This is a genomic window from Pararcticibacter amylolyticus, assembly GCF_003130405.1.
GTDB classification, from domain to species: Bacteria; Bacteroidota; Bacteroidia; order Sphingobacteriales; family Sphingobacteriaceae; genus Arcticibacter; species Arcticibacter amylolyticus.
Genome location: NZ_QEAS01000013.1, coordinates 68,894 through 82,219, shown reverse-complemented (window position 1 = coordinate 82,219; position 13,326 = coordinate 68,894). Strand labels below are relative to the sequence as shown.

General features: G+C 44.8%; 9 protein-coding genes and 1 other RNA gene. 4 read left to right on the top strand and 6 right to left on the bottom strand.

Going from position 1 to position 13,326, the window contains the following annotated elements; all coding sequences use genetic code 11:
* The first annotated feature begins 34 nt into the window (after positions 1-34).
* Together DDR33_RS16090 and DDR33_RS16085 are read left to right on the top strand one after the other, a co-directional pair.
* Positions 35-1,177, top strand: coding sequence for a TlpA disulfide reductase family protein (locus tag DDR33_RS16090; protein WP_109416833.1), 1,143 nt, complete (start codon positions 35-37; stop codon positions 1,175-1,177).
* Positions 1,178-1,300: 123 nt separating this feature from the next.
* Entirely contained in the window at positions 1,301-2,302 is a 1,002-nt protein-coding gene (locus DDR33_RS16085) for a glycoside hydrolase family 43 protein (RefSeq protein ID WP_109416832.1), read from the top strand.
* 7 nt (positions 2,303-2,309) lie between these two features.
* On the opposite strand, the gene DDR33_RS16080 is transcribed toward DDR33_RS16085, so the two are convergent.
* Positions 2,310-3,212, bottom strand: coding sequence for an EamA family transporter (locus DDR33_RS16080; RefSeq protein WP_109416831.1), 903 nt, complete (start codon positions 3,210-3,212; stop codon positions 2,310-2,312).
* An 82-nt stretch (positions 3,213-3,294) separates the two neighbouring features.
* Here DDR33_RS16080 and DDR33_RS16075 point away from each other — a divergent pair, with 82 nt between their 5' ends.
* Complete coding sequence (locus tag DDR33_RS16075; RefSeq protein ID WP_202913765.1) at positions 3,295-4,512, top strand: dicarboxylate/amino acid:cation symporter; 1,218 nt, start codon at positions 3,295-3,297, stop codon at positions 4,510-4,512.
* Positions 4,513-4,727: 215 nt separating this feature from the next.
* Here the strand turns inward: DDR33_RS16075 and DDR33_RS16070 are convergent, their stop codons facing one another.
* From DDR33_RS16070 to DDR33_RS16050, 5 genes are all read right to left on the bottom strand, one after another.
* Positions 4,728-5,927 (bottom strand): DUF3999 family protein, encoded by a 1,200-nt coding sequence (locus tag DDR33_RS16070; protein WP_158280771.1) that lies wholly within the window; start codon positions 5,925-5,927, stop codon positions 4,728-4,730.
* A complete protein-coding gene (locus tag DDR33_RS16065; protein WP_109416828.1) occupies positions 5,917-8,295 on the bottom strand; it encodes a DUF2339 domain-containing protein in 2,379 nt (792 codons plus the stop codon). Before DDR33_RS16065 ends, DDR33_RS16070 begins: the two co-directional genes overlap by 11 nt.
* A gap of 314 nt (positions 8,296-8,609) precedes the next feature.
* Positions 8,610-8,976: a transfer-messenger RNA gene (gene ssrA / locus DDR33_RS16060) on the bottom strand.
* Between the two features lie 16 nt (positions 8,977-8,992).
* Positions 8,993-10,249: a pyridoxal phosphate-dependent aminotransferase gene (locus DDR33_RS16055; RefSeq protein WP_109416827.1), complete on the bottom strand. Its 1,257-nt coding sequence runs from the start codon at positions 10,247-10,249 to the stop codon at positions 8,993-8,995.
* Between the two features lie 66 nt (positions 10,250-10,315).
* Entirely contained in the window at positions 10,316-10,717 is a 402-nt protein-coding gene (locus DDR33_RS16050) for a DUF1573 domain-containing protein (RefSeq protein ID WP_109416826.1), read from the bottom strand.
* 174 nt (positions 10,718-10,891) lie between these two features.
* Between DDR33_RS16050 and DDR33_RS16045 the strand changes: the two genes are divergently transcribed.
* Positions 10,892-13,294: an alpha-ketoacid dehydrogenase subunit alpha/beta gene (locus DDR33_RS16045; protein ID WP_109416825.1), complete on the top strand. Its 2,403-nt coding sequence runs from the start codon at positions 10,892-10,894 to the stop codon at positions 13,292-13,294.
* Positions 13,295-13,326: the final 32 nt, after the last annotated feature.

The following is a 13,326-nucleotide window of genomic DNA, read 5'->3' as shown; positions in this document are numbered from 1 at the left end:
TGAATCAAGGAAAAATTTAAAATACCAATAAAAAATGAAAAGAAAAATTGTTGCCGCCCTGATAGCGGCAGTTCCGGCTCTCGCTTTCGCGCAGCCAGGAACATTCACCATCTCCGGAAAAATCGGTAATCTTAATGCTCCTGCTAAAGCTTACCTCGACTATATGGAAAACGGGCAGGGTAAATCAGACTCCGCTGTTCTTCACAATGGAGCATTTACATTTAAAGGCAAACTCACTGAGCCATCCTACTCAAGGCTTATTCTCGACTATACCGGCAAGGGTAAGATGTTTCAGGCTTACAATGGCGATGTGAAGCTGTTTTATTTCGGAAATGAGAACATCACTATTACAGCGAAGGATTCGTTAAAGAACGCAACTGTTAAGGGCTCTAAAGTTAATGACGAGTACGAGGCATATCTTGCTGCTATCGGCGGTGCGGTGCAGGATATCACCAAACAGGCTAATGCAGAATTCCGCACTCTAAGTGAAGAGCAGAGTAAGGATACCTCCCTTGTCAACAAAATAGACAGGAAGTATCGCCTGAAACTGCGTAACCGCTCTGCTGCTCAGGTGGAGTTTGCCAGAACTCATCCTAATTCTTTTTTCAGCGTAGCGGCCTTGTCTGAGAGCGCGGGAATGGGAGAAAGCGTGATTGCCCTGGAACCTGTATTTGCCAAGCTAAGCGAAAAAGTGAAAGCAAGTGATGCTGGTAAGGAGTTCAGCAAGCGCATCACTGCGGCAAAGGCCACAACCGATGGTGCTCTGGCCCCTGATTTTACTCAGAACGATGTGAACGATAGGCCTGTGAAGTTGTCCGACTTTCGGGGTAAATATGTACTGCTTGATTTCTGGGCAAGCTGGTGCGGCCCGTGCCGTGCAGAGAATCCCAATGTTAAAATTGCCTACAACAAATATAAGGACAAGAATTTTACCGTACTGGGAGTATCCCTTGATCAGCCGGGAAAGAAAGCGGCATGGCTTGAGGCTATTGAAAAAGATGGTCTTACCTGGACGAATGTTTCCGATCTGAAATACTGGAATAATGAGGTGGCAAAATTGTACGGTATCAGGGCTGTTCCCCAAAACTATCTGATCGACCCACAAGGGCGTATTATTGCACAGAATCTCAGGGGAGAAGCGTTATTTAAAAAGCTCGGCGAGCTTCTGGGACAATAAGCTATCTCTTTAATAAAAAAGAAAGGCTTCCTGGTTAAGGGAAGCCTTTCTTTTTACTACACTGCTAAATCGTTTTTCTTTTAAAGAATAAATCCTAAATTGCGGCAACTAAATTCTATTTATATGCCGAAAAGAATTTCAACCGTATTCATACTCGTCTCTTTTTTATGCTGCTATGCAAGTGCCCAGGAACGAAAAACTGCTGAAAAGGGCGTCCGGTCAGGAAATCCTCTTTTCCAGGGATGGTATGCAGACCCGGAAGGAGTGGTGTTTAAAGGCAGATATTGGATTTATCCAACTTATTCCGCGAAATACGAAGAACAGGTATTTTTCGATGCCTTTTCTTCGTCCGACCTCGTAACCTGGAAAAAACATCCGCGCATTCTCGATACATCATCAGTTAAATGGGCTAAAAGGGCCGTTTGGGCACCCGCTATTGTGGAGAAAAAAGGAAAGTACTATTTGTTCTTCGGGGCAAATGATATCCAGAACGATCAGGAAAAAGGAGGCATTGGCGTGGCTGTATCAGCTAAGCCTGAAGGTCCCTTTAAGGATCATCTGGGAAAACCGCTGATCGATAAATTTCACAACGGGGCACAACCGATCGATCAGTTCGTATTTAAAGATAAGGACGGAAAATACTACATGTTCTATGGAGGCTGGCGGCACTGCAATATTGCACAACTTAACGATGACTTTACCGGTTTTGTTCCTTTTGCCGACGGGAAGACATTTAAGGAGATAACCCCCGAAGGATATGTAGAAGGCCCCTTTATGTTCATTAAAAACGGGAAGTATTATTTCATGTGGTCCGAAGGCGGATGGACCGGGCCTGATTATTCAGTAGCCTACGCGATTGCTGATTCTCCGATGGGGCCGTTTAAGCGGATCGGGAAGATCCTGCAGCAAGACCCCCAGGTGGCAACCGGTGCAGGGCATCATTCAGTAGTCCATAATGAGAAAAGCGACAAATGGTACATTATCTACCACAGGAGGCCTCTAGGGGAAACAAACGGGAATCACCGTGTGGTCTGTATTGATGAAATGCAGTTTGGCGACGATGGAAAGATCCTGCCTGTGAAAATTACATTCGAAGGCGTGAAGCCCGATTTGCTGAAGAAATAAATTGCACTCACTGCCGGAATACGGCAGGCTTTCTCCCCTGTATATTCTGCTTGTTAAACAGGACAATCGATAAAAGGATACTACTGTAGGCAATTACCTGCAGCATATCGACTTTTTCATGATAATAATATACGGCGAGAAAAAAAGCAATAATGGGATTGATGTAAAGCAGCATTCCAACCGTCGATGAGGGAATACCGTGAAGGGCGTAGAGGTTCAAAAACAATGGAACAATGGTGAAAAGAACCGCGATTAAGGCGATCAGCGAATAAAAGAGGGGCGTTCCGGGCATACCCGAACTGAAGGCCGGATAAAAAGGCAGAAGTAGCAGTGCTGAAAAGAGGATTTGTACCGACAGCAGAAAGAACTTGTCAAAGCCGGTGTTCACCCGCTGGCTGACCAGGTAAATCGCGTACGTCGAAGCGATGATCAGGCTGTAAATAATATCCGAAAGGTGATTAAACGAGATCAGCAGACATCCTGCCGTGCTCAGGGCAACAGCGGCCCACTGATATTTATCAAGCTTTTCCTTCAGAAGAAAATTGGCAAGGACGGTAGTCAATATCGGGCATACCAGGTAGGCAAGTGAGGTAGCTTTTACGCTTACATGGTTCATCACATAAATAAAAAAGAACCAGTTGCCTGTCAGAAATACGCCTCCTCCAAGGTTGAGAAGAACCAGCCTCCTCTTTTCCCGTTTGCTGAGCCTCTTAAAGGCTTTCCGGGTTTCCCTGAGAACCTTTCTCCTGATGAGCAGACTGATGAACAGCATGATCGCACCACAAAAGAATACCCGGTAAAATAAAATATCAAGAGATGGATAATTGTGGATGGGCTTCAGCACCAAACTAAAGAATCCCCAGATTACGAACGCCGCAATCGCTGCAGCATAGTATTTCGCAACTTTCATAAAGCAAAGATAAATAATCAGTAAAAGTCCCGGAGATAAAAGGAAACATCTCACTTGTTTCAAATACATTTATATTCGCGGAATGAACAACTGGATAAAGAATTACAGCGGGATATTTTGGCTCATCGGCGGCATTTTGGCGGGCAGTATAGCAGGCCTGGTGTTCGGTCCAAAAGTGGAAATACTGAAGCCTGTAGGAGATATATTTCTGAACCTTTTGTTCACCGCAGTCATCCCCCTTGTATTCTTTGCAATAGCTTCCGCAATCGCAGGGCTCGGGAATTCCGGTAAATTAAGCCGGATAATGGGAGTCACTTCGGTTGTCTTCCTTGGCACGGTGCTCATTTCCGCTTTCTTAACCATCGTTGCTGTCTGGATCTTTCCCGTGCACGAAGAAATAAAGGCAATGAAACTAACAGAAGCAATAGACGAAAAGCCTTTTGGCGAGCAGCTGTCCCAATTGTTCACAACTAGTGAGTTTTTTGAATTGCTGTCGAGGAAGAATATGCTGGCAATGATCATCTTTTCAGTGCTCGTTGGTTTTGCCACTTTAAAGTCTGGTGAGAAATACAGCGTTTTCAAAGAATTTCTCCTCGCCGGAAATGAAATATTCAAAAACGTCTTTATCCTCATTATGAAGCTGGCCCCGGTAGGGCTCGGCGCATACTTTGCTTACCAGATCGGGGTCTTTGGCCCCCAGTTATTTGGTGCCTATGCTAAGTCGCTTGGACTTTACTACGGTTTTGGCCTCTTTTATTTCCTGGTGATATTCTCCCTGTATGCCTTTATTGCCGGGGGCGTCAAAGCCGTCAGGCGATACTGGAGAAATAATATTATCCCTTCTGCTACAGCCGTAGGTACTTGCAGCAGCATCGCCACCATTCCCGCCAATATGGAAGCATCCCGGCGGATGGGTATTCCTGACATCATCGCCAATATCACGATTCCGCTTGGTGCTACTTTGCATAAGGATGGATCCAGCGTTTCGTCTATCATCAAGATGGCTGTTGTGTTCGCCCTCTTCGGGAGAAGCTTTAACAGCGCCGATGTGATTCTTCTTGCTCTGGGTATGACTGTTCTGGTCAGCATAGTAGAAGGCGGTATTCCTAACGGCGGCTATGTCGGCGAACTTCTGTTTATATCCGCCTACGGGTTTCCCCCCGAAGCATTGCCGCCGGCCATGATCATCGGAACATTAGTAGACCCGATGGCAACCTTGCTTAACGCAACAGGCGATACAGTAGCCGGAATGCTGATCAGCAGGTTTACAGAAGGGAAGAACTGGATGCAGAATGGCTGAGAATAGGAAGTTAAAAGTTGAGAGTTGAAAGTGGTCTGTTGGACAATGTTTTAGGCGACGGAGTGAGAGTCGTCTGTTGGCCTTTGGCTTGCTTGTGGTCCTATCAGGTTGGTTGATTATTTTTTTTCAAAAAAATGTAACCTTAATTTTTTCTGTTAAGTATAAAGAGGTGATAAGGTTTAGATGCCTCGTTGTGCCCATCACAGCGGGGTTTTTTATTTTTCGGTCTTACTTATTTCTCTGGTCATTTTTAAGGTGATAACTAAAAGAAGAAGCAACGCCATGCCGCCGGTTATCCATAATATCCATGCAGGCAGGAACGCTGAAGGGCTTTTATCTTTAGAATGTGCAACCTGCGTTATTTCTGAATGGTTAACAACAGGAAGCTTGCTGCCGATGCTATCAGTAAAACTATTCAGATCAAATCTGGGAGATTGAGCTTTGTCGTTACCGAAATATAATTCGTAATGATGCTGATTCTCAAGGTATGCAATGAGTGATTGTTTGAGCTCGTAGGCTTCTGCCATTTGTAGAGTCAGATGCGGATTGTCTTCATTCAGGATGGCGAGTTGAAGTTTGCTGCTCTTTGTATCCAGGTATAGCTCGCCATTGCCGGCAGAGCTAACCAGTGAATCCATTAGCCACTCTTTCCGTTCCCCCTTTATGCTATACAACTGTATCCGGCGATGGAAATATTTCGCTCCGGAAAATTTCAGATGTAATTTGTTGATCCGATATGACTCTCTAAATATAATATTGATAAGGGTTGTGTTTGCCTTCTGCTCATTTGTAAAGCGGGCAACAGGTATCTGGGTGTATTCTGAAGGGGTTTGATGGTTAAGATAAATTCCGGTCTGAAGAATTTTTACAGGTATCCGTTTGCTGCCATCCACCTGTATTTTGAAATATCTATAAGTGCTGACAGGGAACTCAATTAACTCTTCAGACGTTCCGTTATCACGGGAAGTACCTTGCAGGATAACATGCTCCTTAATCGCAAACCACTGCTTTAAATCATCGCTTCCCTGCAGATTTACAGTCCGGTTCGCTGCTGTATTTCGTAATTTGATCCATAGTTGATTTATGTGCATTCCCGACGCATTTTCGGCAACATAAGACGGAAGCGAATCGTTAAGAATTACGTTGGAGATCTCTGGAAGTTGCAGATAGGTGATTTGACCCTGTACAGGCAAGGAGCGGCCAGTCAGATACGGAACTATTTTGCCTGATTCATCAATTAATCTTATATCCGCCAGATCGGGCTGGCATTTTGCCGTTAAAGCAGGTTGTAAAACAATCCGGTAAAACTTGCTGGAGTCAACTCTTTGCAGACTGGCCTTATATTTAAACCCTTGCTGTGCAACCGCAGGAAGGGCAGTCCAGGCGAACAAGAGCAGTTGGAAGCTAATCTTCATTTTCTGGCGTAAATTCATCATGTACAATAATTTTCTTAACCTTTTGATACATAAAAGAAACGATTAGTAACAATACACCCAAACAGAAGAATGCAGCTATTTTACCCGCTGGTGGAATATTTCTTATATCGAACAGAAATAGCTTTATTAAAGTTAAAGAGAATAAACTCAGCGAAATAATTCGGAGTGTTTTTGCTTTGTGATGCATTCCCAGCCACATTAGTGTGAACGAAGCCAATCCCCACAGCACCGGCAGTCCCGTTTTAATGTAAACAGTCGTAATCCGATCCAAAGAATGTTGGTTTGAATAGAATAGCGCATTGCTGGCAATCGAAGCTTCCAGGCTTAAGAATAAAACAATTGCCCCCGCAATAGTCCAGGAGGCTATTTTATTCTGGGAGCTGTTTAATTGCTGTATGGCCATTCGTATAAGCTGATAAAATAACAAACCAATAATAATTGCCCCGGTCCAATGAGCCATAAAGTGCAGTGAATGGACACTACCAGAAACTAATATGTAATACTGAACCTGGTATATCTCCGGACTGGCGGCTAAATAGATGGTAATTGCGAGGGCGATTAACAGCATACTCGCCACAGCGCTTAAACCTTGAATCGCTGCTTTTTTTACGACTATATGAAAGCAATAAATAAAAGCCGGTATATATACCATCAGGTATAAAATATTCAGTGATGTGTGAGGACAACGATTCAGAAACTGGTGGTTTATTTCCAGGTATCCGCTCAGGAAGAGTAAGACAAATGCAGCGTATTGAAAAATGTAGCCCTCGATCTTTACTCCATAAATTGCGTCCGATTCATCCTTCTCTGTCAGCACATACACGGCATAAGAACTGAATGCAGCCATTAAGGTGGTTATAAAGCCCTTGTTCGCAATGATGTTGAGAGCCATAGCAGATGAATGATAGAGGTGAGCCCAATCCATAAATAAGCTGATCATCATGGCTCCCCATATAATAAGTGAGGTTAACTTCATTAGCTTTATACCAGATTTGAGATAAAGCCAGTAAATGAGCACAGTCTCGGCAGCCCAGAACATCGTGATATAGTGACCGTGAAGCTGTATCGGAGCCGCTAATGAAATAAACGTCAGCGTAATTCCAATCAGCAGATAAAGAATATTAGTGTCTACTTTTCTCACTTTGAATAACACAAAAGACAACACAAGGTTAACAACGGCCAGGCTGGCCGCGAAAGCACCTCTTAATCCCTCCATGTGCATTGATGTAAGTAGGTAAAGACCAGCACTAAAATAAAGAGCGGTATTGATGAGCAGAATACTGAAATCTGAACTGATGAAGGCCTTATTCTCTTTAATGTTGTTAGCAATGTTGTTAGCAAAAAACAAAAGGTAAAGAATGCTGAAGTACCAGAATCCCTGCAAACAAGCATTTTCCGGAATAGTAAATACAACTCCTGCACAAATGATTACAGTGAGGCCAAATGCCGATATATTGAGTATACGCCACAACTTAAAGTAGGCGATTGCCAGCAAACCAGCATTCAAAGTAATGAGATAGATAAATAAAGCGTTATAGCTTGCGTGGCCACTGCTGACCATAAATGGGCTCGCCAGGCCGCCTACTAAAGCGATAACAGCCAGCTCCTGTTTGTTATACAACAATGAAAGCACTACGGCGAATAGAGTGATGACAATTAGAATACAAAAAGACGCTGTTTGATTAAAAAGATGAAACTGGTGGTAAGCCAGCGTGATCGTAAAGTAAAAGATAGCAAGACCTCCTCCTACCAAAACAGAGCTGAATGCTTTATAATTGTTTCTTAATCGGTGGGCAATGCCGATCAGTATAGTGCCACACAGGATTCCAATACCTACACGGCCAACAGGTCCTACCCAATCATTATCAATCGCATATTTTACGAAAAAGCCAATTGCCAGGACCAGAATTGCTATACCTATTTTATTGATCAGGTTTTCTCCTATAAACTTTTCCAGGTCAGGGTATCTCTCAAAAAAAGATTGGCGGGGCTCGGGATCTTTAAATACCGGAGGTTTAACCGACGGCCTGATCGGCTGTCTTAATGGGGCCGGAGTCTCTGTTACTACTTCTTTATATTGCTCACTCGGTATGGAAGTCTTTGAAGCAGCTAACTGTTCTTTTTGTTCAGTTGAAGGCGAAGGTAACGGCTCTGCCGATTTGTGTATCTGCTCCTCTTTCTCAATTGTACTATCAGCAAAAGGACGGTTTGCCAGATTTTGTTTTAATAGCCGCTGTAGTTCGAGTATCCGTACTTCCAGATCCTCCATCTTAGAGTCGTATCTGTTTTTATTATTTATAAGTAAATAAATAATAACGCCTAAGAGAACAATGTATAAAAACTCCATATGAAAAGATTAGGTAGTAAATATATAGGTTATTTCATAACCATATGATAAGTCTGTATTTTCTTGTTTTTTGGCTTTAGATATTATTACCAGTTGCTATCACACCGGCAATGATTAAGGATCCGTTTTAAAGAGCAAAACAGAAAATAAAAAACCGAACTTTTTAGGGCTTATCAGTTTGCATCAGCTCATAAACCCGGGCTAAGCGTCATTATAATGTTCTTCCGTTTTGATTGGCTTTAACATAACTTACTGTTTTTGCAGTATACCCCTAGAATAAAAAAGAGACGCTCAAAACAGAACGTCTCTTCTAAAAGTGGAGCCGGAGGGATTCGAACCCTCGTCCAGATATGGAACAAATTATGCTTTCTACATGCTTATCCTCCATTAAATTGTCGGGAAGGGGAAGGCTGGCGGATTGCCTGTACCGTCTTCCGTAGGTGCTTTATCTCGTCCGGTTATCACACCTTAACCAGACCAGTTCCGTTGATCGATGCCCCGGATGCTGACAAAACAGAACGGATTGTCAGCGGGACAAAAGCTGAGCTAATTCTAAATTAGGCAGCTAAGGCGTATTGATTTTCGCCAATTATAGTTTGAGAGTTCAGATTAGAGCGCTAGTCTCACAACGCGCTGCATGCTTACATACCTGCCGCCATCCTGTCAATTCCGGTCGACCCCATGTATGTATAATTTACTAATGTATATTCTTCGCCTCTTCCGCTACTACCAGCTTATGTTCCTCGGTCTCTTTTCTGACCACCCGGCCCGGATAAGAAAGTAACGCTTTTTCGAGGCAAATCATTGCCTTAGTCAAATCTTCTTTGTTCAAAACGTATGCCAATCTCACTTCGTCACGTCCTGCGCCCTCTGTACAGTAAAAACCTGCCGCGGGAGCAATCATCACTGTCTGATTGTCATAAGAAAACTCTTCCAGGATCCACTGGCAGAACTTTTCACTGTCATCCACTGGCAGACGGGCAACTGCGTAAAATGCACCTTTGGGATTCGGACAGAACACGCCCTCCATCCTGTTAAGTGATTTCACCAGCAGGTCGCGGCGTTCGGTATATTCCTTGTTCACCACTTCAAAGTACGATTCAGGAGTATCCGTTCCCGCTTCAGCTGCAATCTGATCTACCATTCCCGGACTTAGCCTGGCCTGGGCAAACTTAAGTGCTGTTGCCAGTACCGCTTTATTTTTAGTTACAAAACACCCGATACGCGCTCCGCACGCACTGTACCGTTTTGAAATACTATCAAAGATGATCACGTGCTGATCCAGGCCATCAAGATGCATGGGCGAATAAAACTTCTGACCGTCATAACAGAACTCCCGGTAAGCCTCGTCAGCAAACAGGTACAGATCATATTTCAGGCAAAGCTTCTTCAGCTCAATCAGCTCATCCATCGAATACAGGTATCCCGACGGGTTGTTGGGATTACAGATGAAGATAGCCTTGGTCTTATCGGTGATCTGCTTTTCAAATTCGCTCACCGGAGGTAAAGCAAAACCAGACTCAATAAACGACATCACCGGTTTGATCACTGCACTGCTCATCCAGGCAAAAGCGCTGTAGTTGGCGTAAAACGGCTCGGGAATGATCACCTCGTCGCCCGGATCCAGGCACGACTGCATCGCAATGGTAATCGCTTCCGAAGCACCGCATGTAACCAGGATATCATCAGGGCTTACCTGGTATCCTGCGCGATTGTAATACTCAGCCAGTTTGGTGCGGTAAGATTCCGTGCCTTCCGACTGCGTATAAGCCCAAACGTCGAAATCAACCGACCTAATGGCATCCATCATGACCTGCGGAGTCTCGATATCCGGCTGGCCGATATTAAGGTGGTACACCTTCTTTCCCTGATGTTTCGCCTCTTCAGCGTAAGGAGTGAGCTTACGGATCGGAGAAGCTGGCATCCCATTTCCCTTGGTTGAAATTTTTGGCATGGCTGCAAAAATAAAAAAACCTCTCTGCTTCCAGAGAGGTTTTTCGTTCTTTTAATTTTTTTCTGTTTATTGTGAAACTGTTGTCGACGATGTTACTACCTCTCCTTTTATGTACAAATACTTGACCGGGGTTTTCGCATTCGATTTAATGGTGAGGAGTTTATTGAACGAGCCGGGGGCGGCCGCATTGAACGTCACGGTAATCACTCCGCTATCGCCCTTCTTAACAGGAACTCTTGTAAACTTTGGAACAGTACAGCCGCAGCTTGACTGAACATCGCTTAAAATAAGCGGCTGTTCACCTATGTTCGTAAATTTGAATTCGTATGTTACGGGTTTGCCCTGGGCGATCTTCCCAAAGTCGTTCGTCTCTTTTTCAAACTTAAATTCCGGTTGCTGGTCAGCCTGCATCGACGTCAGAACTGTAAATCCCAGGATCACCGCACATAAAGTTATGAATCTTTTCATTGTATAAGCGTTTGTTTATTATATGTAAAGTTAATCAACTGTTTCGGCTATTCAAAATAGATTGTCAATATATACTCCTTATTACGTACAGAACAATCTAAAAGTTTCATTAGTTCTGATATAACGTGTATTTTGTTAATTTTGACGAATTCCATAGAGAATATATCAGTAGAAATGAAAGTAACAAATCAGTTCGATGTTTCCGAGTTAAGCTTCGACGACTTCAAACAGATCGTTATCAACGACTACCGGATCTGTTTTGAAAGCCGCCAGGCAAGTTTGCTCGGGCGAAAAGAAGTGTTAACCGGAAAAGCTAAGTTCGGTATTTTTGGGGATGGTAAAGAAGTGGCACAGGTGGCGATGGCAAAAGCCTTCAAAAAAGGAGACTGGCGATCGGGTTATTACCGGGATCAGACATTTATGTTTGCCACCGGCATTGCTACTATAACGGAGTTCTTTGCCCAGCTGTATGCAAATACAGACGTGAAGGAAGAGCCCTTTTCGGGCGGACGTCAAATGAATTGCCACTATGCTACCCGGCTTTTAAATGACGACGGGAGCTGGAGGAATCAAACTGAAAACAAGAATACGTCTTCCGATATCTCCACTACAGGCGGCCAAATGGCACGGCTGGTAGGCCTGGCACAGGCCTCCAAACTCTACCGCGAAAATCCGGCCCTTAAGTACCTCACTCATTTTTCAATAGATGGAAATGAAGTAGCTTTTGGTACCATCGGGAACGGATCTACTTCAGAAGGCGTGTTTTTTGAAGCTATTAATGCCGCGGGAGTGATGCAAATCCCTATGGCTATTTCCATCTGGGATGATGCATATGCCATTTCCGTTCCTGCCGAACTCCAAACAACAAAACAGGATATTTCAGAGATATTAAAAGGATTTCAGCGCGATGAAAAAGGCGAGGGATTCGAGATATTCAAAGTGAAGGGATGGGATTATCCCGGATTGTGCGAAACCTACGAGAAGGCGATAGCCGTCTGCCGCGAGAAGCACATTCCCGTAATGATCCATGTTCATGAACTAACACAACCCCAGGGACATTCCACTTCCGGTTCCCACGAGCGCTATAAGAGCAAGGAACGCCTCGACTGGGAGCTCGAACACGATTGCCTGGTGCAAATGCGCAAGTGGATGCTGGAGTCGGCAATTGCCACCGAACCCGAACTGGCAGAGATTGAGACAAAAGCAAAAGAGTATGTCAGGACCTGCCGCAAGGAAGCCTGGAACAGTTTCCAGACAGTCCTCAAGCGCGAATCAGCGGATGCAGTACAGCTTCTGAAAAGATTTAACGACGAAAACATCCGTCAACTGACCGCAAACCTGCAGTCGCTGCCGGAAGTTTCACGCCGCGATATAATGGAAACTGTCCGGAAAGCACTTCGTCTGCTTGCCGGAACCCAGTCCTCCGAAAGAAATGATCTGCTGAACTGGCATCGGGAGCAGATGGAACTGAACCACGAAAGGTATCATTCCAGGTTGTTCTCCGGGTCTGTAGATGCGCCTTCTCAAATCCCGGTCGTTCCTGCAGAATATGACGACGATGCCAAATGGATCGATGGGAGGGAAGTACTGAATGCCTGTTTCGATGCTAATATCACAAGAGACCCCCGCATCATCGCCTTCGGTGAAGATGTTGGAAGCATCGGCGATGTGAACCAGGGATTCGCCGGACTTCAGGCCAAGCACGGAGAACTGAGAGTGGCCGATACCGGCATCCGCGAAAGTACCATTATCGGGCAGGGCATCGGGCTGGCATTGCGCGGGTTAAAACCTATTGCCGAAATTCAGTATGTAGATTACCTGCTTTATGCCATAAACGTCATCAGTGACGATCTTGCAAGCCTCAGCTACCGGACTAAAGCCGGCCAGAAGGCTCCCGTGATCATCAGGACCAGGGGGCACCGTCTGGAAGGTGTCTGGCATTCGGGTTCGCCAATGGCGATGATTCTGGGGATTATGAGAGGGATCCACATTTGCGTGCCGAGGAATATGACTCAGGCTGCAGGCCTCTACAATACCCTGCTTCGTGCTGACGAACCGGCAATCGTCATAGAATGTCTTAATGGATACCGGCTTAAAGAAAAGATGCCCTTAAATATCGGGGAGTTTACAGTTCCGCTCGGGCATGCTGAAGTGGTAAAAAGAGGATCCGACATCACCATCGTGTCTTATGGCTCCACACTGCGCGTGGTAGAAGATGCGGCAGTAGAGCTCGAAAGAATGGGTATCTCAGTAGAAATTGTCGATCCGCAAACCCTTCATCCCTTTGATCTTAACGAGGTGTGCGTCGCATCCCTGAAGAAGACCAATAAGCTGATCGTTGCTGACGAAGATGTTCCCGGAGGCGCTTCTGCATTTATTCTTCAGCAGATACTGGAAAAGCAAAAGGGCTATTTCTATCTCGACAGCGCCCCCAAAACCATTACAGCTCACGAACATCGTCCCCCTTATGGTTCTGATGGTGATTATTTCACAAAACCATCCATCGACGATGTTATTGAAGCAGTATATGAAGTGATGAGCGAAGCAGATCCGGCTAAATTCCCGCCGATATATTGATTAGCTGAAAGCTAATCAGCGGTTGGAGATTA